This is a genomic window from Shinella sumterensis, assembly GCF_004514425.2.
Taxonomy (GTDB): Bacteria; Pseudomonadota; Alphaproteobacteria; order Rhizobiales; family Rhizobiaceae; genus Shinella; species Shinella sumterensis.
In genome coordinates, this window is the sequence record NZ_MYFN02000006.1 from 176,643 (window position 1) to 197,436 (window position 20,794).

The following is a 20,794-nucleotide window of genomic DNA, read 5'->3' on the forward strand; positions in this document are numbered from 1 at the left end:
GGATATCGCGGGCGTTTTGCATTGCTTAGGCATTATGGAGGACCGAAACCCTCCTCCGGATACTTACTCGGCGTCGCCTTCAGCGGCCTTCTTCTTGGCCGGGGCCTTCTTCTTCGGAGCGGCTTCTTCGCCTTCCGCAGCGTCGGCCTTGGCAGCAGCCTTCTTCTTCGGCGCAGCCTTCTTGGCGTCCTTCTCGGAGCCTTCCTCGTCGTCAGCCATCAGCTCGTCCTTGGAGACGGTCTTGTCCGTCACCTTGATTTCGCCGAGCAGGTGATCGACGACCTTTTCTTCGAAGATCGGCGCGCGCAGCGAAGCGGCGGCACCCGGGGTCTTCTGGAAATATTCGAGGATCTGCTTTTCCTGGCCGGGGAACTGGCGCAGCTGCTGGTAGAGCGACTGCTGCATTTCCTCGTCGGAAACCTGGATGCCGGCCTTTTCGCCGATTTCCGAGAGAACGAGGCCGAGGCGGACGCGGCGTTCGGCCAGCTTGCGGTATTCTTCGCGCGCGGCTTCTTCCGTCGTGTCTTCGTCAGCGAAGGTCTTGCCGGACTGCTGGAGGTCCGTGTTGATCTGGCGCCAGATGTTTTCGAATTCGGCGTCGACCAGGCGCTCCGGCGTGTCGAACTTGTACATCTCGTCGAGCTGGTCGAGGATCTGGCGCTTGACCTTCTGGCGCGTGACCGAGCCGTACTGGCTTTCGATCTGGCCGCGGACGATTTCGCGCAGCTTGTCGGCCGATTCGAGGCCGAGCTTCTTGGCGAGCTCGTCGTTGATCTCGATGTCGGCGGCAGCAGCGACGTCCTTGACCTTGATGTCGAAGGTGGCTTCCTTGCCGGCGAGGTTTGCAGCCGGGTAATCGGCCGGGAAGGTCACGGTGATGACCTTCTCGTCACCAGCCTTCAAGCCGACCAGCTGCTCTTCGAAGCCCGGGATGAAGCGGTTGGAACCGAGAACCAGTTCTGCGTCTTCGTCCTTGCCGCCGTCGAAGGCTTCACCGTCGACCTTGCCGAGGTAATCGATGGTGACGCGGTCGCCATTGGCGGCCTTGCCCTTCTTGGTTTCGTAGGAGCGAGCGCTTTCGGCGATCTGCAGGATCTGGTCGTCGACTTCCTTGGCGTCGATTTCCACGACTTCGCGCGTGACCGCGATGCCCGAATTGTCCTTCAGCTCGATGGCCGGAATGACTTCATAGGCCAGCGTGAACTCGAAATCGGCTTCACCGGCGAGAATCTTCTCGGCCTCGGCCTGGTCTTCGGTCATCGCGACTTCCGGCTGCGTGGCAGACTTTTCGCCGCGCTCGGAAAGAATTGCGGAGGGGCGGTCGCGAACGATCTCGTTGACCAGCTCGGCCATGACGGACTTGCCGTACATCTTCTTGAGATGTGCGAACGGCACCTTGCCCGGACGGAAGCCGTTGATGCGGACACGGCCCTTCACGTCCTCAAGACGCTCGTTCATCTGAGCTTCCATGTCCTTGGCCGGGATGACGACCTTGATTTCGCGCTTCAGCCCTTCAGCGAGCGTTTCGATAACCTGCATGTTCAAACCTTTATTTCGAGTTGGCGGTGTTCAAACCGGGCTGCCGGTTATGGCGAACACCCCGCCGGTCCATTTGCCGGCAGTGGCTTTACTGAATTCGGTGGCCTTTTGGCAAGCAAAATGGCGCGCTCTAACATTCCACACCCCGCGGAAACGTCCGGTTTCCACGTTTGGTGGCTCTGGTGCGGGTAGAGAGACTTGAACTCCCACGCCTTGCGGCACCAGAACCTAAATCTGGCGTGTCTACCAATTTCACCATACCCGCGTCTCAGAAACCGCTGTCCACAGGCGGCCGGGCCGCTCCAGTGGCGCCTTCCGAGCGCGGCGTCTCTATATCATCCGTTTCCAAGGGATCAAAGGAAAAATGACAGGAAAATGACCGTTCTCCGGCGCTTCGGCTCAATAGAGCGGCTCGTCGTAGACCGGCTCCCCGCGCAGCAGCAGCCGCGCGATCTGTGGCGTGCCATCGCTCGACACCCGCGCCTCCACATCCAGCTCCTGCGCATTGCGGGCATTTTCCAGCGCCCTGCCCTCGCCTTCCGGCACATAGTAGCGCTCGATGCCGTATTGCACGAAGAGCGTGTCAGCCAGGACGCCGGCCCCGTATGTATTGATAATGAAGGGCAGTGTTCGCAGGATGACCGAGCCCTCCTCGGGCGCCATGTCTTCGAAGCGTGCTTCCGTTGCGTTCCACAGGCCGTCCGCATCAGGTTTCAGGCGCACGGAGAGACGCGCACGCGTTCCATCTTCCGGAATGTCGCCGGCAACGATTGAGCTCGGAATGGTCGAGATCGGGTAGGACAGAATGACGTAGTCGCCGCGCAGCAGGTCGCGCGGATCGACCGGGCTGGTCTTCAGGCGGATATCCGCGCCGTTGCGCAGGATGGACGCCCGGCTTTCGACCATATAGCCGATCACGGCGGTCTGGAGCACGGCGACGATAAGTGCTGCAACGAGCGGCGACAGGCGGAAGGAACGCGTCCGGGTCATATCAGGCCTCCACCTTGTCTTCATTGGACGCAAGCCGGCGCTCCAGTGCGATCACCGCCCAGGCGATGGCGGCGACGACGAGGCCGGAGACGAGGAAGAAACCGGAGGTGCCGATGATGGAGCCGATGGTTTCCGACGCGAGATAGAGTGTCTCCGCCGCGAAGGCCACGTATCCCAAATACCGGACCGCGCCGTTCTCCTTCCCCGAAAGCGCGATGCCGGCGATCGCCGCGCCGAGCGTGACGATACCGACAGCCAGGCGCTCGCCCACCGCATCGAACTCGACATGCAGGACCACGAGCCCGAGCATCAGCACGAGATAGGCGTAGAAAGCGGGCGCCGAACCGGCGCTGCGGGCGATGGCATGCAATGGCGACTGCGGCAGCGCGGCGGCAAGATAGGCAACGGCGCCGAAAACGACGATGGCGATTGCCGTCGTTGCAGTGGAGTATTCGCTGTAGATGAAGGCGAGCCAGGCGACCAACAGCAGATAGCCGAGGTGGCGTGCACGCCCGGCGCCGGTGTAGCGCGCAAGCGCGATGACGATGACCGCCATCAGCGGCATCAGCCAGAGCAGCAGCATCTGATCGGCCGCGTAGGATTGTGTCCAGTCCGTACCCGAGACGACGAAGGCGAGAAAGCCGGCGACGACGGTGACGGCACCCGACCGGAACAGCACGGCCGCCGCCACCGTCCCGCCGAACCAGACGAGCGCCGCCTGGAGCGCGTCGCCCGAGAGATGGTACATCTGCCCCACAAGCGCGATGGCCCCGCCAAAGGACAGCGCTCCCAGAACGAGGAAAGCGGCCGCAAGACGCTCTGCGCCGCGCGCCAGAAGCGCACCGCCGCCGAAATAGGCCGCCCAGATGACGCCGATAATGCCTGCCAGGCGCACGAGCCGCGGAATGGCTTCCCAGTTGGCCGCGACAAGCAGGAGGACGGCGGCCGCAAAAAGAAGTGCCGAGATGATCAGAAGCACGCGCCCCACGCTGAAGGCGCTGGGACGCGAATCGTACTCGTTGAGCAGCACGGTTGCTGTTTTCGCGTCGATCAGGCCCTGCGCCGCCCACATTTTCAGGTCTCGTTCCAGCCAGCTCCTGTACATTGCCCCGCCGTCCCCTTCAAAAATGCGCCTTCGCCGCGATTCCGGCCCTGTCAACGGCCGCACTATAGGCTGGCCGAAAATGCCCGGTCACGGCAAAAGTGAAGAAAACCGTCAATGCGGCAGCAAAATCGCGACGTTTTCTGCGGACACGCAATCAGGATTAACAAAACATAAAGAAAACCATGAGAGATTTGGCCGTAACGATCCGGTCCAGACGGCATGCAGGCAGCGCATACCATCCATGACCATATTGCACTGCACAAAACCGAATGACCCGGTTATATTACAAGCATCGGATCAATGATGATCCAGCCGCAACGAGGCGCTGCTTTAAGGCGACAGGTTGCGGAAAGGCCAGATGATCGGGCCCGGCATGACGCCGAAAGATCAGGTTACCGGAAACGGTGATCGATGGAATTCGGAGTGGCGCACTCCTCCTCCCAGCGCCCCTTCGATCGATTGGCAACACTCCTCCTCCCAGTTGCCAATCAATATCAATGACGCCCGCTGGATCTCCTCCCCCAGCGGGCGTTATTCTTTTGAGCTCCCCGTGATTTCCAAGATCCATATCCCGTGGCCGTGGCGGCGCCGGCGCCTTTCTTCAGAGCGCTGCGCATCGCCCCTCGCCATTCGGGCCGGCCTATTCCGGATTTGCATAGCGAATGTTTACCAGTGTGGCGAGGCGGCCTTTTTTGGCCAGAATTTTGTCAAAATTTCTGCTTGACATGCAAGAAATGCATGGGTGCCGTGCCAATCGAGCGCTGTTCATTTTGCCGCTCGAGCGTATAGTCCGGCTCAACAGATCAGGGCGGCGCCAACGACGAGCGGCCGCTCAGTACGAAGCCCAAGAAAGGGGTATGAAAATGAACCTGGCACGCTCTTTCAACAACTGGCGCAAGTATCGTCAGACCGTCACCGAACTCGGCCGCATGTCGGACCGCGAGCTTCGTGACCTCGGCATCGGCCGCAGCGATATCCCGTATATCGCACGCAAGGCAACCATCTAAGCCGAGCGGACCCCACGGGTCGCAAATTGAACGCCCTTCGGCCTCCGCCGAAGGGCGTTTTCGTTTCCCGGTCTTTTTGCGCCGCACAATGTCGCAGATTACAGGCTGCGACATCCTGCAGATGGTGAAGTGACGCAGATGCATTGCTGTATCTGCCTGATATAGCGCCCTTATCTGCCTTTTTTGCATGCAGTGACGGCAGTTGCCTTATCCTTGATCGTCTTATTGCACAAATGCATAGCAGCTGCATTTTCTTTGCACTGCACATTAACGGGGATGTCGCGTATATGAGCGTCAACGCCGGGGGAAAGCCTCCGGGTAAACCTTCTAGGACACGACCATGAACCCGCTCCGCATCGCTAAGAACTGGATTTCCTACCGCCGCACCCTGAACGAACTCGGCAACCTGTCGAACCACACGCTCTCGGACATCGGCCTGACCCGTTACGACATCCGTGACATCGCTTCCCGTTCCTTCCGCTAATTCATAGCCGGTTTCCGCCGCTGCGGCCGGAAACGGCGACGCGCGAGGAACGCTTCAAACGGCACCATATGGTGCCGTTTTTGATTCCGCGGGCATGTTGCCTCGCTTCCATGCTTTTCCTTGGAATTGCGGCGTGGCCCATGGTAACGAACCGGCCATGACCAAGACCTCTTCGCACACTCCCATCCATGTCATCGGCGGCGGCCTCGCCGGCTCGGAAGCCGCCTGGCAGATCGCCGAACGCGGCATTCCCGTCATCCTGCATGAAATGCGCGGCGTGCGCGGCACGGATGCGCACAAGACCGATGGCCTCGCCGAACTCGTCTGTTCGAACTCCTTCCGCTCGGACGACGCGACGAGCAATGCCGTCGGCGTGCTGCATGCGGAGATGCGGCTGGCCGGTTCGCTCATCATGCGCTCGGCGGATGCCAATCAGGTTCCGGCCGGCGGCGCGCTCGCGGTAGACCGCGACGGCTTTTCCGACGCCGTGACGGCCGCCATCGAGGATCATCCGCTCATTACCGTCACGCGCGAGGAAGTGACGGGGCTTCCGCCCGAGGACTGGGACCAGGCCATCATCGCCACCGGTCCGCTGACCGCCCCATCGCTGGCGGAGGCCATACAGGCGCGGACCGGCGCCGATTCGCTCGCCTTCTTCGACGCCATCGCGCCGATCGTGCACACCGCCAGCATCGATATGGATATCTGCTGGTATCAGTCGCGCTACGACAAGGTCGGGCCCGGCGGTACGGGCAAGGACTATATCAACTGCCCGATGGACGAGGCGCAATACAACGCCTTCATCGATGCACTGATCGCCGGCGACACGACCGGCTTCAAGGAATGGGAAGGCACGCCCTATTTCGACGGCTGCCTGCCGATCGAGGTGATGGCGGAACGTGGCCGCGAGACGCTGCGCCACGGGCCGATGAAGCCGATGGGGCTGACCAATGCGCATAATCCCACAGTAAAGCCCTACGCCGTCGTGCAGCTGCGCCAGGACAATGCACTCGGCACGCTCTACAACATGGTCGGCTTCCAGACGAAGCTGAAATATGGCGCACAGGCGGAGATCTTCCGGCTGATTCCCGGCTTGGAGACCGCCGAATTCGCGCGCCTCGGCGGGCTGCACCGCAATACCTATATCAACTCCCCCACCCTGCTCGACAGATCGCTGACGCTGAAGGGTCGTCCGGGACTTCGCTTTGCCGGCCAGATCACCGGCTGCGAAGGCTATGTCGAAAGTGCCAGCATCGGCCTGCTGGCGGGACGCTTCGCGGCCGCCGAGCGCCAGGGCGCCACGCCTATCCTGCCTCCGGAGACCACCGCCTTCGGCGCGCTGCTCAACCACATTACCGGCGGGCATATCGTGTCGGACGATGAGCCGGGCAAGCGCTCCTTCCAGCCGATGAACATCAATTTCGGCCTGTTCCCGCCGCTTGAGCCGGGCACCGTGACGAAGCCGGACGGGGTGAAGCGCTTCCGCGGCAAGGACAAGGCGCTCGCCAAGAAGCACGCAACGGCCGCGCGCGCGCTGGAAGATTGCGCCCGTTGGCTGAAAGGCTGATCTTCGGCCTCAGTTAGGCTGTTTCTGAATCCGGTCGCCGGCAACGGCGGTCATCGGCCTGAAGCTGCCGAGCAGCCAGAGCGAAACTTCCGCGGCCTGCTGCTCATTGCGGAATTCGAATGTTCCGCCCTCGAAGGCGGCATTGGCGAATGTCACGGAAAGCCGGCGGGGACCGGCACTTTCGACGCGCACCGTGCCCGGCTCGATGAGATGGCAGGTGTAGTGCAGGCCGTGTGCGTTCATGCAACCGGCTTTGCCGTCATGCAGCCGCAGAAACACGGTCTTGCCGTTTGCCGTGGTCACGACATCTCGGATGGCCTCGTCGGGAAAGGCCCGGCCGAACTCCAGGATCGCCAGCCCCGAATCGTTCTCGGCTTTCTCACGCTCGTCCCGTTGAAACGCCTGGCGAAAGATCAGGCCCACCAGAAACAGGCACACGATCGTGATTGTCCAGAGCATGGCGTGAACTCCCCCGCGCCGATAACATTCGGCCTCCCTAACAAACGAGGCTTGCGCCAGTTTTGCGTGTCGCTCGTCAAACGAGGCCCGGGCCAAGCGGTTCCACCGGGCGGCTCAGAAAGGACCGCGTCGCAGGGCCCGCCACATCCACCATTGCCGTCGCCACTGAGCCGGCTGCAGCACGCGTTCGAGTGCGTCCGCACCGGCCTTTTCGGCAGCGTCGAGGATGTGCGGCACGAGCGCCACAGGCAGGAAGGCCGGGCGGTTGCCCGTCGAGACTCCACCCGCCGCACGCGCCTTGGCCAGATGCTCCCGCCCCAGGCCCACAAAAGCCTCGATGGCGCGCCCGGCGGCGGCCTTGTCGTCTCCCCGCAGCAGCGCCTCCGGCGACAGGCCCGTCGCCGCGAGCAGGTCCGCAGGCAGATAGACCTGACCACGCCGGCGATGGATGGGCAGCATCAGAAGCGCGCCGGCAACGGTCTGCGCGACTCCGGCATGCCCTGCCGCGTCGGCCGACTTCGGCGCATTGACCGGATCGAGCACGAGGCTCGCAAGCTGGATGAGCGCCGAGGCCGTTTCGCCCGCATAGCCTTCGAACGCCGAACGGCTCTCCATCGGGTCGTTGTAGACGTCGAAGATGCGAGCCTCGATCATATCGGTCAGCACCGCGACCGGCAGATAATGATCCCGCACGCAGGCGAGAAGGCCCGCCGCCAGCGGGTTGGCCAGCGCATCGCCATCCGCCTGCCCCTCCAGAAGATCCCGCCACCATTGCAGGCGGATTTCGCCCGGCAGTGCCTCGCGCACGACGTCGCGCACCCGTGCGAGCTCGGCATTGAAGGCATAGAGGGCGGCAAGCGCGCCACGCTTTTCAGCCGGCGCCAGAAGGCAGGCGAGATAGCGGTCGCGATCGGTGTCGCGAAGCACCGCCAGGCAGTGCGCATAATGGGTATCGTTATCGCTCACGTCGAAAAACCGCCTCGTCCGTCACACGGCGATAAGCGCGGCGGCAACCGCACGGCTCTCCGCCAGCATGACATTGAACGTGCGCACGGCCGCACCCGTGCTCATCGGATCGGAACTGATTCTGCGCTCCCGCAGGGCCGCCTTGATTTCCGGCGCAAGCGGGCGGATCTCCTTGCCGGTGCCGACAAGCAGGACCTCGATATCGCCGGCCTCGTCCAGCACGCGCTGCAGGTCGTCCAGCGTCACCGGACTGCCATCCTGTTTGTCCCAGCCATGAATGCCCGAGGGCAGGCAGAGGATGGAGCCGCGGTGTGACATGTCGGCAAAACGGAAGCCACCATTGCCGTATGCATCAATCGGCGCGCGTCCGGGGAAGTGCGCCTCCCGTATTTCAATTCCCTTAGCCATTGGCTCCCGTCGCTTCCGGGGCCGTCACCGCACCGCCCTTGCCGGGGCGGTAGCGCTCCGGCCGCAGACGGAACAGGATGAGGATGGGCCCGGCAATGTAGATGGAGGATATGGTGCCGACCGCCACGCCGAAGAGCAGCGTCAGCGCGAATGTGCGGATCGCCTCGCCGCCGAAGAGGGCAAGAGCGGCAAGCGCGATCAGCGTTGTCGCGGAGGTCAGGACCGTGCGCGACAATGTGCGATTGATCGCGTCGTCGATCAGGATCGGCAGCGGCATCTGCTTGAAGTGTCGGAGATTCTCGCGGATGCGGTCGTAAACGACCATCGTGTCGTTCAGCGAGTAGCCGGCGACCGTCAAGAGCGCGGCAACAGCGCTGATGTTGAACTCGATATTGGCGATGGCGAGGAAGCCGAGCGTGAAGAACACGTCATGCGCCAGCGCGATGACGGCGCCGATGGCGAAATGCCATTCGAAGCGCACCCAGATATAGGCGATCAGCGCGAGAAGCCCGGCGACGAAGCCGAGGGAGGCCGTATCGATCAACTCTCCCGATATCGACGGGCCGACAACCTCGACGCGGCGGAAATCGTAGTCGTCCTCAAGTTCACCGCGTGCGACGAGGACCGAGGTCTGCTCGGCGTTCTCGCCATCCCCTTGCGAGGTCAGCCGTACGATGGCGCGGCGCTCGTCCGCGCGTGTATCGACGGTCTGGATGGCGACGCCGGCATCGGCAAGGCGCGCGGAGATGTCGAACGGATCGGCCTTGCCCGATTTCGCCTGGACCTCGACCGCCGCGCCGCCGGTGAAATCGATCCCGAGCCGCAGCTCGCCGAGCGCAAGCAGGCCCGCGATCACGAGCGACAGGGCGGCCGTCGCCAGGAAAACGGCATTGCGCACCGCCATGAAGCGGAGGTTCAGGCTGTCGAAAAATCCGCTGCGCACGCCTTTGGGAAGGCGCATGGCATGGCTGCGGCCGAGCCAGATGCGCACAAGGCGGTGTGTCAGCCCGAATGTGGTGAACAGCGTCGCCACCATGCCGACGCCGACCGCCAGCGCGAAGCCGCGCACGGGCGCCGCCGACAAGAGGAACAGGACGGCGACGGCGATCAGCATCGTCACCGACGCATCCAGAACCGTCGTGCGGGCGCGACCGAAACCGACCGACACCGCCTGCGACAACGGACGCCCGGCCTTTACCTCCTCGCGGATGCGTTCGAAGATCAGAACGCTCGCATCGACGGCAAGGCCGACGGTCAGCACGACGCCCGCGATCATGGAGAGGGAGATCGGCGCACCGATCAGCGCGAGCGCGGCGAATGTCAGCAGCACGTTGAAGAACAGCGCCAGCGACGCGATGACCCCGAGCACGCCGTAAAAGAACGTGATGAAGGCCACGACCGCCACGACGGCAACGACGAGCGCCAGGGCGATGGAGCCGACCGACGTCGTGCCGAGTACCGGCTCGATCGATCGCTCCTCCAGAATGGTAAGCGCGGCCGGCAGCGGACCACTGGCGACGATGCGGGCGAGGTTTGCCGCGCCTTCGGCATCGAAATCACCGGAAAGCCGGCCGACGCCATCGCTGATGGCGCCCTGGATCTGCGATGTCGAGATCACCTGTCCATCGAGCAGGATCGCGATCGTTCGGCCGGCGTTGTCGCGCGTGAAGGCGGCGAGCTTGTCGGCGGCTTCCTTGCGCAGCACGAATTCGATGAAGGGTTCGCCATCTGCCGATGCCCGCGCAGATGCGACGTCGGCGGCGGTGAAAAGGTCATCCTGGCGCACGAGATAACCGGTCGGCGGTTCGTCGGCGGAATAGAGCACTTCGGAACCGGCAGGCGCGCCGTTCTCGATGGCCGTATTGACCGGCACGCTGTCGTCGATCAGGCGTGCAGAAAGCTTGCCGACGGTCGCCAGCATATCCTTCACGCGCTGCGGGTCGGTCAGACCGGGCATCGACACGACGATGCGGCCGCGGTCGCCGCGCCCCACGGTCAGCGCGGGAATATCCAGGCTCTCCACCCGCCGGCGCACGGCATCGACCGCGCCGAGCGATGCAGCCGCCACGGCTTCATCGACGGCGGCATCGGACAGCACGATGCTGAATTCGCCGTTTTCGCCGGTATTGAGCGTACCGAGCCCAAGGCTTTCAAGCGCCTGCCTTGCCCTATCGGCGTCGCCGGCTGCCGATATCGTCACATCGACCTGATCGTCAGCGCCGTTGAGATTGCCGTAGGGGATCTGCGCTGCCCGCAAGGCGTTGCCGATCGTCTCGACGGCACCACGCAGGCGCGCATCGACGATGTCGTCACGGGAAATATCGAGAACGAGGCGGGAGCCGCCGGTCAGGTCCAGGCCCGGTTTCAGCCGATGCGCGGAGACCCAGTCCGGAAGGCCGGCCGCCATGCGGGCCGGCACAAGGCTCGGCAACAGGACGAGAAGGCTGGCCAGGAACGCGGACCAGAGAAGGAATGTTTTCCAGCGGGCGGATTGCTGCATTGCGATCTCGACAAAAACGGCGCCAGCGCCGCTGAAAACCAGTCGGGCCGCAGGCCGAGGTTACCCTCGGCCGAACGGCAAGCCAAGTCATTCCTTGACGGGTTCGCCCTTGACGCGGACTTCGCTGACGCCGCTGCGCACGACGCGCACCTTGATGCCTTCTGCGATTTCGACTTCGAGCTCGCTGTCGTCGACGACCTTGGTCACCTTGCCGACAATGCCACCGCCCGTGACGACCTGGTCGCCGCGGCGGATGTTCTTCAGAAGCTCTTCGCGACGCTTCATGGCTGCACGCTGCGGGCGGATGATGAGGAAATACATCACCACGAAGATCAGCAGGAACGGGAGGATAGACATCAGGATGTCTGCACCGCCTGCTGAACCGCCGGGTGCCGCCGTCTGGGCGAAGGCCTCGGTAATGAACATCAGCTACTCCTTGAAAACTTGGATTTATAAGGCCTGTAGACCCATTTCGGATGCCGGAATATAGGCAAGCACACATCCAATGCAACACACGAGACCGAGAAGCTCTCGTTTTTCAAGTGTTTTCCCCCTTTTCGCCCCCCTTCCCGCCATGCTACCCGGCAGAGAGCATGAGGAGAGACACAGTGCAGGAAGATCACGTCAAGCTTCTGCTGGCCGAAATCGGCCGCATCAATGCAACGCTGGAGCGCCTTGCCGGCCCGGCGCCCGCCGTCAACGACTGGAATGCGGCCGACGTCTTCGTCTGGTCGCCCGCGCGTCTCCAGGTGCAGCCGGTGAAGCGCCCCAACCGCATCGACATAGATCTTATCCGCGGCGTCGATCATGTTCGTGACATTCTCGTCGACAACACGGTGCGCTTCGCACGCGGCCTTCCGGCCAACAACGTGCTGTTGTGGGGCGCACGCGGCATGGGCAAGTCCTCCTTGGTCAAGTCTGTCCATGCGCTGGCGGCAAGGGAGACCGGCAGCAACCTGAAGCTCATCGAGGTGCACCGCGAAGACATCGCCAGCCTGCCCGCGCTGATGGACATCCTCAAGGAAGCGCCCCATCCGGTCATCATCTTCTGCGACGACCTGTCCTTCGACCATGACGACACGTCCTACAAGTCGCTGAAGGCGGCGCTGGACGGCGGTGTCGAGGGCCGGCAGGACAATGTCCTGCTTTACGCCACCTCCAACCGGCGCCACCTCCTGCCCCGCGACATGATGGAAAACGAGCAGTCCACGGCGATCAACCCGTCGGAAGCCGTCGAGGAGAAAGTCTCCCTTTCCGATCGCTTCGGGCTATGGCTCGGCTTCTACAAATGCAGCCAGGCGGAATATCTCGAGATGATCGACGGCTATGCGAGCCACTACACGCTCGACATCCCGGTGGAACAACTTCACGCGGAGGCACTGGAATGGGCAACCACGCGCGGCTCCCGCTCCGGGCGCGTGGCCTGGCAGTATGTCCAGGATCTTGCCGGGCGTCTCGGCAAGCCGCTCAACCGCTGAAACCACCTCAATGACGAAAGGGCGGTCCCCTAGGAACCGCCCTTCTTTTTATCGGCGATGTCCGCCCGCCTATTCCAGATAGGTCATCGGGTTGACCGGGGTCGCGTTCTTGCGCACCTCGAAGTGAACCTTCGGGCGGGTGGCGCTGCCGCTCATGCCCGAGGTCGCGACGGTCTGGCCGCGCTGGATCTTCTGGCCGCGCTGCACGTTGAGGTCGCCGGCATGGCCGTAGACGGTAACGGTGCCGTCGTCGTGGCGGACGAGAACCGCGTTGCCGAGTTCCTTCAGGCTGCTGCCGGCATAGATGACCACGCCATTCTCAGCCGCCTTGATCGGCGTGCCCTCGGGCACCGAGATATCGATACCGTCGTTGCGGCTGCCGTTGACGTTGGAGCCATAGCCGGCAATGACCGCGCCGCGAACCGGCCAGCGATACTTGCCGATGCCAGTCGATTCGGGCGCTTCGTCCGTCACGTCAGACTTCTGCGTCACCTCGGCGACCGAGACGGTCTTGACCGGCGCCTTGTAGGACTCCGGCTTCTTCTCCGCCGTCTCGACCTTCTTTTCCTTGACCGGAACGGAGGCCGTCGTCGTCTTGTCCGTCGTTGTCTCGACGGCCGCGCCGCCCGCCGGGATCACCAGCTTCTGGCCGATGCGGATCGCGGCGGTATCGATGCCGTTCGCCTTTTTCAGGGCGTCGACCGACACGCCATTGCTGCGGGCGATCTTGGCGAGCGAATCGCCGGGCTTGACCTCATAGCCGCCTGTGCCTTCGCCGGCATTGGCGAGGTTGGTGTTGGCCTGATCGGCTTCGGACTTCACCTTGTCGCGCTTCGACGTGCCGGGCAGGATGGCAACGTTCTGTTCCGTCTTGCGCTCGGGCGTCGGCAGCTTGTTGTCGACCTTCAGCGTGTGGTCCGTCGCGGCCTTGGCAGCGCTTGCCGTGGTGCTGAAGGTCGGGATGATGATCCGCTGGCCGGGCTCGGCGTCGGTCGAACGCTTCAGTCCGTTTGCGGCAAGGATTTCCTTCTCCGGCACGCCATAACGGTTGGCGAGCGTCTTCACGCTTTCGCCCTGGCGCAGCATGACGACCGGGGCATTGTTCGTCGACCAGCCGGCCTTGGCCTTCTGCACGGTTCCGGTCGAGAGCGTATCCGTATTGTCGGCAACCGCTTTTGCCTGTCGCTGCCCACCGAAGGTCTCGCGCTCGGCCGGCCGGGTGCCGCCATCCGTGGGGTCGCTGAGCGAACCGCGTTGAACGGTCATCGGTGTCGTCGCCAGACGCGAACCCGAGCCGGTCGTCGTTGATGTGTTGATGGGATCGTAGGAAACGCCGCCCTGATCCGGGAAGGGCTGGTTGAGCGCCTGATCACGGGTTCCCATCTGATTTGCCGATGCGAACTGTTCCTGACCGTTGCCGACCGTTCCGCGAGGCACGACGCTGTTGCTGCCAAACAGCGTGCGGCGCGGAACCGAACTGGTCGTCATGTTGTCCTGCCCGGAGCTGGAAAACAGACCGCCAAAACGGGACGCATCCGAGCTGCACCCGGTTGCGACACTGGCCAGCAGGGCTGCTGCAATAAGGCGGGTCGCGGTCCTGCCAAAACTCGGCGATACACTCTGACGCATGAGACTACCCAATCGGTACGCTACTTGAAGTGAACCGATTAAAGCGCGTTAGAGTTACTGCCCGGTTAAGGCCGGCTTATCCGCGAAGGTTTTTTGATGAATTGATAACCATGGCGCAAGGTCGGAAGCGCCGGCGGCGTCAGAAGCCGGCCGCGTACATGCTGTCGGCGCGGGAAATACGCGCGCCGATATGGGCACCATTCTCGATGGCGCCCTGGCCCGGCTGCAGGATCGCGGAGATGGGCGTCGCGCGCCGCGCCGCGCCTTCGATGACCGCTTCTGGTTCGCTCATGTCGAGCGCGCTTTCATTATAGGCGATGGCCCGCAGGGCAGACACGGCGGCCTCGCGTGTTCCCAGATAGCGGGCGCTGCGCTGGTCCTGCGCCGGCATGCTGTCGAAATATTCGATATAGGCGCGGTAGTAGGCCTTGCGGTCGCCGGCATCGAGGAAATGGCCGTAGGCGCCGTATTCACGGGCCTCCAGTGCGGCTGTATCCAGGTTGTTGCGCTCGGCATCCGTCAAGGCCGGCTGGCTGTGGACCGCCTCTTCCTTGGCGACGCTGAGGACGAGAAGCGCATCGACCGAAAGGCCGACATGGGATGAGGGATCAGTCGTGCCGCCCGCGAGATTCGCTGACGATGCGGTCTCGGTGGCATCCTCGGCGACTTTTCCCGCCGCCTTGGTCGCGAGATAAGCGAGCCCCTCATGCGTCGAGCCGCTGGCTATCCTGTTTGAGACGTACATTTCCCTCTCCATCGGAATGGCCGGAAAGGTTGGAAAACCGGCATCCTGCGTGGAAACTGCTGCTTCGTTACCGGCCTACGCGCCGAAGCTTGCGCGAAACTTACGTCGGTTAACAAATGGTTAACGTTGCACTTTTCGGGACGGCCGGAAGGAAGGCGCACAGAAACGCGCGCGACAACGCGAAAAACCGCCGAAACGACTCGGCCGGTAACGCAGGCATGGAAGCAGGATAAAACGTTCGGGCGCTCAGAGCGCCTGCGCCATCATCGGAACGATGGGCAGATAGGGCACCGCAAAGAGATCCTCACGGTCGAAGCGGCTGCCGGTCTTGGTGAGCTTCAGCATGCGACACTCGGTTTCACTGACCATGGCGGGCGCGATGAGAACGCCGCCGGAGACGAGCTGCTCGGCGAAGAAGCGCGGCAGGGCGGGAAAGGCGGCGGTGACGAGGATGCGGTCGAAGGTGCCCTCGCCCGGCATGCCGTTGCTGCCATCGGCCTGGCGGACGATGACGTTGCGGGTGCCCGCCTTTTCGATGGCCTGCTGGGCGTTCGTGACCAGCGTCCGGTAGCGGTCGATGGTCAGCACGCGCTCCGTCAGGCGCCCCATCACGGCGGCGGTGAAGCCGCTGCCGGTGCCGACTTCCAGCACGCGCTGCCCGGCCTTGAGGTTCAGAATGTGCAGCAGGCGCACGGCGAGATCGATGCCTTCGGCGAAGGAGCCGCATTCGAGCGGCAGCAGGCGGCTCGAATAGGCATCGCCGGCAAACTGCGGGGGAACGAAGAGCGTGCGCGGCGTCTGCTCCACGGCTGTCAGGAGTTCGAGATTGTTGATGCCCTCCCCCCGCAGGCGCAGCGCCAGCGCAGCAAAACCTTCCTTCTCGATCACCCGTCCCGTGCTCAATCGGCATCCTCACTGATCAGGGCGCGCTTCACGCGGTCCAGTACCGTATAGTCCGTCAGGTCGAGCTTGAGCGGCGTGACGGAAATCTTGTGGTTCTTCACCGCATGGATATCGGTGCCCGCGCGGAAATCGCCCTTCCGCTCGCCGAAGCGCAGCCAGTAATAGGGAAAGCCGCGGCCGTCGGCGCGCTCGTCGATGGTCAGCCCGAAATCGAGCTTGCCCTGGCTCGTCACTTCGACGCCCTGGAGTTCCTTCGGCGCGCAATTCGGGAAGTTGAGGTTAAAGAACGTCCAGTCCGGGAGCTCGACATCCATCAGCTGGCGAATGAGCTTGGGCGCAAAGGTCTCGGCAACCTCCCATGGCACGATCCGGCCAGTGGCGTGGTTGTAGGCCTGGCTGAGCGCGATCGACTTGATGCCCTGAAGCGTGCCCTCGATGGCGCCGGCGATGGTGCCGGAATAGGTGACGTCGTCAGCCATGTTGGCGCCGGCGTTGACGCCAGACAGAACGAGATCCGGCTTTTCGTCAAGCACCTCGCGCACGCCCATGATGACGCAATCGGTCGGCGTGCCGCGCAGCGCGAAACGCTTCTCATCGATCTTCCGGAGCCGCAGCGGCTCGGAGAGCGTAAGAGAATGGGCAAGGCCGCTCTGGTCGGTCTCCGGCGCGACGACCCAGACGTCGTCGGTCAGTTCGCGCGCGATCCTTTCGAGAGCCGCCAGGCCCTCGGCGTGGATACCGTCGTCGTTCGTCAGGAGAATGCGCATGCCCCGTCCCACCCTCAGGCGGCCTTCTCGATCTTCGTCAGACCGCCCATATAGGGCAGCAGCGCTTCCGGCACAGTTACGGAACCGTCGGCATTGAGATAATTTTCCATGACGGCGATCAGCGCGCGGCCAACGGCCGTTCCCGAACCGTTGAGCGTATGCACGAACTTCGTCGCCTTGTCGTCCCTGCCGCGGTAGCGGGCATTCATCCGCCGGCCCTGGAAATCGCCGCAGACCGAGCAGGACGAGATTTCGCGGAACGTATCCTGCCCCGGCAGCCAGACTTCCAGATCGTAGGTTTTCCGGGCGCCGAAGCCCATGTCGCCGGTGCAGAGCGTCATGACGCGGTAATGCAGGCCGAGGCGCTGGAGGATCGTTTCCGCGCAGGCCGTCATGCGCTCATGCTCGTCCACGGCGCTTTCGGCATCGGTGATCGAGACGAGTTCGCACTTCATGAACTGGTGCTGGCGCAGCATGCCGCGCGTGTCACGCCCCGCCGAACCCGCCTCCGAGCGGAAGCACGGCGTCAGCGCCGTGAAGCGCAGGGGAAGCTTCTCCTGTTCAAGGATTTCCTCACGCACCAGGTTGGTGAGCGAGACCTCCGCCGTCGGGATCAGCCAGCGGCCATCGGTGGTGCGGAAAAGGTCTTCGGAGAACTTCGGCAGCTGGCCCGTGCCGAACATGGCGTCGTCGCGCACGAGGAGCGGCGCATGCACTTCCGTATAGCCGTGCTCCTGCGTGTGCACGTCGATCATGAACTGGCCGAGCGCGCGCTCCAGACGGGCAAGCTGCCCTTTCAGCACGGTGAAGCGCGAACCGGCGATCTTCGCCGCGGCCTCGAAATCCATGTAGCCGAGGGCTTCGCCGATCTCGTAATGCTCCAGCGCCTTGTGGTTCCAGGCGGGCCTGTTGCCCCAACGGTGCTTCTCGACATTGCCCGCTTCATCCGCCCCGACGGGCACGTCCTCGAAGGGAATGTTCGGCAGGCGCGCAAGGGCGTCGTTGAGCTCGGCCGTGACCTGTCGCTCTTCCTCCTCGGCGGCGGGGAGCCGGTCCTTGATAGCGGAGACTTCCGCCTTCAGCTTCTCGGCAAGGTCCGTGTTCTTGGCGGCCATGGCCGCACCGATTTCCTTGGAGGCGGCATTGCGGCGCGACTGCATGTCCTGCGCGGTCTGGATGACGGCGCGGCGCTTCTCGTCGAGGTCGATCAGCGCCTGCGCGAGCGGGCTTGCGCCGCGCTTGGCGAGAGCAGCGTCAAGGGCGGCCGGATTGTCGCGGATCCATTTGATATCAAGCATTGTCGTTCCAGGCTCTTCCGTGGATGAAGGCCCATCCACGCCCGGCAGCGACCCGCAGGCGAAGGCTTATTCAGCCTCGCCCTGCGTTGCAGCGACCTCGTTTTCCGCATCCTGCGCGTTCGAGGCGCTCGCCCGCTGCCGTTCGATGAGTCGGGCCGTATAGATGGAAATCTCGTAGAGAAGGATGGCCGGCAGTGCAAGGCCGATCTGGGACACCGGATCGGGCGGGGTCAGCACGGCCGCCACGACGAAGGCTATGACGATTGCGTATTTGCGCTTCTCCGCAAGCGTCTGCGACGTGATGAAGCCGGCGCGCACCAGGAGCGACGAGATGACGGGCAGCTGGAACACCAGACCGAAGGCCAAGATCAGCGACATGATGAGGCTGAGATATTCCGAAACCTTCGGAAGAAGCTGAATGGAAACCTGCCCTTCACCGCCGCCCTGCTCCATGGAGAGGAAGAACCACATGACCATGGGCGTGAAGAAGAAGTAGACGAGTGCAGCGCCGATAAGAAACAGGATCGGGGACGCGATGAGGAACGGCAGGAAGGCGGCGCGCTCGTTCTTGTAGAGGCCGGGCGCCACGAACTTGTAGACCTGCTGCGCAATGACCGGAAAGGCGATGACAAGGGCGCTGAACATGGCGACCTTGATCTGCGTGAAGAAAAACTCCTGCGGCGCCGTATAGATAAGCTCGACGTTGCGATGCGTCAGGCCGGCCCATTCGACGGACCACTTGAACGGCAGCACCAGGATGTTGAAGAGCTGCTTGGCGAAATAGAAGCACACCAGGAAGGCGACGAAGAATGCGCCGACGGCCCACATCAGGCGCTGGCGCAGTTCGATCAGGTGCTCGAGGAGCGGCTGGGGCTTGTCTTCGATATCGCCGCTCATGCCTCATCCTTCCGGGTCTTCGCAGTCTTGGCCTTTGCCGTGGATGTCTTGGCGGCGACCGTGTTCTTCGCGCTCGAGGCTTTCGCGGCCGGCTTGACGGCAACGGCCTTCGGCTCGGCCTTCGCTTTGGCAGCCAGCTTGCGCGCAGCCTTCTCGGTGCTGGCCGTGGCGGGTTCGGCCTTCTTCGCCGCCGTCTTGCGCGTCGGCCCCTTCTTCAGCGGCTCGGCGGCGACCGGTTCTGCAGAGGCGGGCTTGTTCGCTTCCGATGGCACGGCCGAAACGGCAGAAACCGGCGTCGAGACGGATGAGGTCGACGAATTGACGGACTTCTGAAGGTCGGACTTGATCTCGTCGCCCACCTGGCGCAACGGATTGACCGCATCGCGGATGGTGTTGAGCGGGTTCAGCTTCTGGGCGTCGCCGATGGTCTTGCGGACATCGTCGAGATCGGCTTCGCGCAGCGCTTCGTCGAACTGCTGGCGGAAATCGCTCGCCATGCCGCGCATCTTTGTCACCATGCGGCCAAACGTCCTGAGCATGGGCGGCAGGTCCTTCGGGCCCACCACCAGGATCAGGACGATGGCGATGACGAGTATCTCGGTCCAGCCGACATCAAGCATTGGGTACTGTCCTCAGAAGCCGCGCACCACCGTCCGCAGCCGAATGCCGGTTACTTGACCTCGTCGGCCTTGTGGTCGACGGTCTTCGCCTGCTCGGCGTTGGCTTCCTCGTCCGTCATGCCCTTCTTGAAGTTCTTGATGCCCTTGGCGACATCGCCCATCAGTTCCGGAATCTTGCCGCGGCCGAACAGCAGCAGCACCACCACCAGAACAATCAGCCAATGCCAGATGCTGAAAGAACCCATTCGCTTGACTCCCTTTTGAACCTTGATCCCGATGTAAGACGTTCAGCCGTCTTTTTCAAACACAAGTATGTCGCGCTGGTTAGCCGAAAGCGTGACGTCGCGCAATCCGGCAGGCAGTTGATCGGCCCTCACCCGCGCCCGGACGGGCCGGTCGGCTCCGTTAACGGCGAGCTCCAAAAGCTCCACCACGCCGAGGAAACGCCGCGAAAGGATGCGCGCCGGCGTGTCGCCGCCGGTTTCCTGCACCCGAATGCCTGTCAAACGCACCGCGACATGAACTTTCTGGCCATCGGTAAAATCTTTGCCATCGACATTGCCGAGCGGCGTTTCCACCACGCCGCCGCGAACGTGGCCCGGAAATTCGTTGATCTCCGAGAAGAACGCCGCGGCGAATATGTCTTTCGGTTTGAGATAGAGGTCCTCGGCGGTGCCGACCTGGACGAGCCTGCCGTCCTTCAGGAGCGCGATGCGGTCGCCCATGCGCATCGCTTCCTCGGCGTCGTGCGTGACGACGATCGCGCTGGCGCGGGATTTGCGCAGGATGGCGAGCGTATCGGCACGGATGGAATCCTTGAGCCGCGAGTCCAGGCCCGAGAACGGCTCGTCCATCAGGAGAACGCTCGGACGGGGCGCCAGGGCGCGCGCAAGCGCCACGCGCTGCTGCTCGCCGCCCGACAGCATATGCGGGAACTTCGCGGCGTAGTGCGACAGACCGACGCGGTCCAGCGCCACGTTCGCTTCCGCCTCCGCTTCGGCACGCGGAAGCGCCGTCAGGCCGAAGCGTACATTGTCGAGCACGGACATGTGCGGGAAGAGCGCAAAATCCTGGAACATCAGCCCGACGCCGCGTCGTTCCGGCGGCAGGAAGACATCCGGGCCCGCGATCTCGCGATCGTCGAGCAGGACGCGACCACGCGTCTGCGCCTCGATGCCGGCGGCGATGCGCAGCAGCGTCGTCTTGCCCGAGCCGGACGGTCCGAGCAGGCACAAGACCTCACCCGGTTCCGCCGTCAGCGAGAGGCCACGAATGGTGTCCTTGTTGTGATAGCTGTGATGAATGTCATCGAAGACGAGGCGAGACGCGAAGGTCACCGCCGAAGCCCGTCTCGCCTCGATGCCGTTGGAACCTGACGGGTCCGAAGCCATTGCCGAAGTCTTTCCCTGTCGCCGGCGCGGAGGTCGACGAT

22 protein-coding genes and 1 tRNA gene are annotated in these 20,794 nt (G+C 63.4%); 5 read left to right on the forward strand and 18 right to left on the reverse strand.

From position 1 onward, the window contains the following. Positions 1–63: 63 nt before the first annotated feature. The 4 genes from tig to B5M41_RS13535 form a co-directional block, all read right to left on the reverse strand. The gene (tig, locus tag B5M41_RS13520; RefSeq protein ID WP_134649113.1) at positions 64–1,539 is read right to left on the reverse strand and encodes a trigger factor; all 1,476 of its coding nucleotides are present in this window, start codon (positions 1,537–1,539) and stop codon (positions 64–66) included. Between the two features lie 180 nt (positions 1,540–1,719). After that, positions 1,720–1,804: transfer RNA gene (locus B5M41_RS13525), tRNA-Leu, on the reverse strand. Positions 1,805–1,938: 134 nt separating this feature from the next. Further along, positions 1,939–2,529 carry a GDYXXLXY domain-containing protein gene (locus tag B5M41_RS13530; RefSeq protein ID WP_134649112.1) on the reverse strand — a complete coding sequence of 197 codons (591 nt, stop codon included), beginning with the start codon at positions 2,527–2,529 and terminating at the stop codon, positions 1,939–1,941. 1 nt (position 2,530) lies between these two features. Next, positions 2,531–3,634 carry a DUF2157 domain-containing protein gene (locus tag B5M41_RS13535; RefSeq protein ID WP_134649111.1) on the reverse strand — a complete coding sequence of 368 codons (1,104 nt, stop codon included), beginning with the start codon at positions 3,632–3,634 and terminating at the stop codon, positions 2,531–2,533. A 358-nt stretch (positions 3,635–3,992) separates the two neighbouring features. Here B5M41_RS13535 and B5M41_RS13540 point away from each other — a divergent pair, with 358 nt between their 5' ends. From B5M41_RS13540 to trmFO, 4 genes are all read left to right on the forward strand, one after another. Further along, positions 3,993–4,358, forward strand: coding sequence for a hypothetical protein (locus tag B5M41_RS13540; RefSeq protein WP_134649110.1), 366 nt, complete (start codon positions 3,993–3,995; stop codon positions 4,356–4,358). 139 nt (positions 4,359–4,497) lie between these two features. Beyond that, positions 4,498–4,641 (forward strand): DUF1127 domain-containing protein, encoded by a 144-nt coding sequence (locus B5M41_RS13545; RefSeq protein ID WP_134649244.1) that lies wholly within the window; start codon positions 4,498–4,500, stop codon positions 4,639–4,641. A gap of 340 nt (positions 4,642–4,981) precedes the next feature. Next, positions 4,982–5,125, forward strand: a complete 144-nt coding sequence (locus B5M41_RS13550) for a DUF1127 domain-containing protein (protein WP_134649109.1) — start codon at positions 4,982–4,984, stop codon at positions 5,123–5,125. Between the two features lie 157 nt (positions 5,126–5,282). Further along, on the forward strand, positions 5,283–6,692 hold the full coding sequence (gene trmFO, locus B5M41_RS13555) for a methylenetetrahydrofolate--tRNA-(uracil(54)-C(5))-methyltransferase (FADH(2)-oxidizing) TrmFO (RefSeq protein WP_134649108.1): 1,410 nt from the start codon (positions 5,283–5,285) through the stop codon (positions 6,690–6,692). Between the two features lie 9 nt (positions 6,693–6,701). Here trmFO and B5M41_RS13560 read toward each other — a convergent pair whose 3' ends face one another. From B5M41_RS13560 to yajC, 5 genes are all read right to left on the reverse strand, one after another. Next, entirely contained in the window at positions 6,702–7,151 is a 450-nt protein-coding gene (locus tag B5M41_RS13560) for a hypothetical protein (protein ID WP_134649107.1), read from the reverse strand. Between the two features lie 114 nt (positions 7,152–7,265). Beyond that, a complete protein-coding gene (locus tag B5M41_RS13565; protein ID WP_167719047.1) occupies positions 7,266–8,117 on the reverse strand; it encodes a phytoene/squalene synthase family protein in 852 nt (283 codons plus the stop codon). Between the two features lie 21 nt (positions 8,118–8,138). Then, complete coding sequence (locus B5M41_RS13570; protein ID WP_134649106.1) at positions 8,139–8,525, reverse strand: Mth938-like domain-containing protein; 387 nt, start codon at positions 8,523–8,525, stop codon at positions 8,139–8,141. Continuing rightward, the gene (secD, locus tag B5M41_RS13575) at positions 8,518–11,025 is read right to left on the reverse strand and encodes a protein translocase subunit SecD (RefSeq protein ID WP_134649105.1); all 2,508 of its coding nucleotides are present in this window, start codon (positions 11,023–11,025) and stop codon (positions 8,518–8,520) included. Before secD ends, B5M41_RS13570 begins: the two co-directional genes overlap by 8 nt. 87 nt (positions 11,026–11,112) lie before the next feature. Then, a complete protein-coding gene (gene yajC, locus B5M41_RS13580) occupies positions 11,113–11,451 on the reverse strand; it encodes a preprotein translocase subunit YajC (RefSeq protein ID WP_134649104.1) in 339 nt (112 codons plus the stop codon). Between the two features lie 167 nt (positions 11,452–11,618). On the opposite strand from yajC, the gene B5M41_RS13585 reads away from it, so the two are divergent. Beyond that, on the forward strand, positions 11,619–12,503 hold the full coding sequence (locus B5M41_RS13585; protein WP_268998341.1) for an ATP-binding protein: 885 nt from the start codon (positions 11,619–11,621) through the stop codon (positions 12,501–12,503). 69 nt (positions 12,504–12,572) lie between these two features. Here the strand turns inward: B5M41_RS13585 and B5M41_RS13590 are convergent, their stop codons facing one another. The 9 genes from B5M41_RS13590 to B5M41_RS13630 form a co-directional block, all read right to left on the reverse strand. Next, a complete protein-coding gene (locus B5M41_RS13590; RefSeq protein ID WP_134649102.1) occupies positions 12,573–14,132 on the reverse strand; it encodes a peptidoglycan DD-metalloendopeptidase family protein in 1,560 nt (519 codons plus the stop codon). A gap of 139 nt (positions 14,133–14,271) precedes the next feature. Then, a complete protein-coding gene (locus B5M41_RS13595) occupies positions 14,272–14,877 on the reverse strand; it encodes a biotin biosynthesis protein BioC (protein WP_134649101.1) in 606 nt (201 codons plus the stop codon). 246 nt (positions 14,878–15,123) lie between these two features. Beyond that, positions 15,124–15,780: a protein-L-isoaspartate(D-aspartate) O-methyltransferase gene (locus B5M41_RS13600; protein ID WP_134649100.1), complete on the reverse strand. Its 657-nt coding sequence runs from the start codon at positions 15,778–15,780 to the stop codon at positions 15,124–15,126. Next, a complete protein-coding gene (gene surE, locus B5M41_RS13605; RefSeq protein WP_134649099.1) occupies positions 15,777–16,547 on the reverse strand; it encodes a 5'/3'-nucleotidase SurE in 771 nt (256 codons plus the stop codon). The genes B5M41_RS13600 and surE overlap by 4 nt, the downstream gene beginning before the upstream one ends. 14 nt (positions 16,548–16,561) lie before the next feature. Continuing rightward, complete coding sequence (gene serS / locus B5M41_RS13610) at positions 16,562–17,845, reverse strand: serine--tRNA ligase (protein WP_134649098.1); 1,284 nt, start codon at positions 17,843–17,845, stop codon at positions 16,562–16,564. Between the two features lie 66 nt (positions 17,846–17,911). After that, on the reverse strand, positions 17,912–18,742 hold the full coding sequence (gene tatC / locus B5M41_RS13615; RefSeq protein ID WP_134649097.1) for a twin-arginine translocase subunit TatC: 831 nt from the start codon (positions 18,740–18,742) through the stop codon (positions 17,912–17,914). Further along, entirely contained in the window at positions 18,739–19,362 is a 624-nt protein-coding gene (gene tatB / locus B5M41_RS13620; RefSeq protein ID WP_134649096.1) for a Sec-independent protein translocase protein TatB, read from the reverse strand. The genes tatC and tatB overlap by 4 nt, the downstream gene beginning before the upstream one ends. Positions 19,363–19,412: 50 nt before the next feature. Next, positions 19,413–19,607 carry a twin-arginine translocase TatA/TatE family subunit gene (locus tag B5M41_RS13625; RefSeq protein WP_134649095.1) on the reverse strand — a complete coding sequence of 65 codons (195 nt, stop codon included), beginning with the start codon at positions 19,605–19,607 and terminating at the stop codon, positions 19,413–19,415. A 42-nt stretch (positions 19,608–19,649) separates the two neighbouring features. Then, positions 19,650–20,753: an ABC transporter ATP-binding protein gene (locus tag B5M41_RS13630; protein ID WP_134649094.1), complete on the reverse strand. Its 1,104-nt coding sequence runs from the start codon at positions 20,751–20,753 to the stop codon at positions 19,650–19,652. Between the last annotated feature and the right edge of the window lie 41 nt (positions 20,754–20,794).

Bases quoted from the DNA above. Each gene is read 5' to 3' on its own strand.
- trmFO (WP_134649108.1), top strand. From the start codon at position 5,283: ATGACCAAGACCTCTTCGCACACTCCCATCCATGTCATCGGCGGCGGC.
- B5M41_RS13560 (WP_134649107.1), bottom strand. From the start codon at position 7,151: ATGCTCTGGACAATCACGATCGTGTGCCTGTTTCTGGTGGGCCTGATC.
- B5M41_RS13570 (WP_134649106.1), bottom strand. From the start codon at position 8,525: ATGGCTAAGGGAATTGAAATACGGGAGGCGCACTTCCCCGGACGCGCG.
- serS (WP_134649098.1), bottom strand. From the start codon at position 17,845: ATGCTTGATATCAAATGGATCCGCGACAATCCGGCCGCCCTTGACGCT.
- B5M41_RS13590 (WP_134649102.1), bottom strand. From the start codon at position 14,132: ATGCGTCAGAGTGTATCGCCGAGTTTTGGCAGGACCGCGACCCGCCTT.
- secD (WP_134649105.1), bottom strand. From the start codon at position 11,025: ATGCAGCAATCCGCCCGCTGGAAAACATTCCTTCTCTGGTCCGCGTTC.
- B5M41_RS13540 (WP_134649110.1), top strand. From the start codon at position 3,993: ATGATCGGGCCCGGCATGACGCCGAAAGATCAGGTTACCGGAAACGGT.
- B5M41_RS13625 (WP_134649095.1), bottom strand. From the start codon at position 19,607: ATGGGTTCTTTCAGCATCTGGCATTGGCTGATTGTTCTGGTGGTGGTG.
- tatB (WP_134649096.1), bottom strand. From the start codon at position 19,362: ATGCTTGATGTCGGCTGGACCGAGATACTCGTCATCGCCATCGTCCTG.
- yajC (WP_134649104.1), bottom strand. From the start codon at position 11,451: ATGTTCATTACCGAGGCCTTCGCCCAGACGGCGGCACCCGGCGGTTCA.
- B5M41_RS13530 (WP_134649112.1), bottom strand. From the start codon at position 2,529: ATGACCCGGACGCGTTCCTTCCGCCTGTCGCCGCTCGTTGCAGCACTT.
- B5M41_RS13550 (WP_134649109.1), top strand. From the start codon at position 4,982: ATGAACCCGCTCCGCATCGCTAAGAACTGGATTTCCTACCGCCGCACC.
- tatC (WP_134649097.1), bottom strand. From the start codon at position 18,742: ATGAGCGGCGATATCGAAGACAAGCCCCAGCCGCTCCTCGAGCACCTG.
- B5M41_RS13630 (WP_134649094.1), bottom strand. From the start codon at position 20,753: ATGGCTTCGGACCCGTCAGGTTCCAACGGCATCGAGGCGAGACGGGCT.
- B5M41_RS13585 (WP_268998341.1), top strand. From the start codon at position 11,619: ATGAGGAGAGACACAGTGCAGGAAGATCACGTCAAGCTTCTGCTGGCC.
- B5M41_RS13535 (WP_134649111.1), bottom strand. From the start codon at position 3,634: ATGTACAGGAGCTGGCTGGAACGAGACCTGAAAATGTGGGCGGCGCAG.
- surE (WP_134649099.1), bottom strand. From the start codon at position 16,547: ATGCGCATTCTCCTGACGAACGACGACGGTATCCACGCCGAGGGCCTG.
- B5M41_RS13545 (WP_134649244.1), top strand. From the start codon at position 4,498: ATGAACCTGGCACGCTCTTTCAACAACTGGCGCAAGTATCGTCAGACC.
- B5M41_RS13595 (WP_134649101.1), bottom strand. From the start codon at position 14,877: ATGTACGTCTCAAACAGGATAGCCAGCGGCTCGACGCATGAGGGGCTC.
- tig (WP_134649113.1), bottom strand. From the start codon at position 1,539: ATGCAGGTTATCGAAACGCTCGCTGAAGGGCTGAAGCGCGAAATCAAG.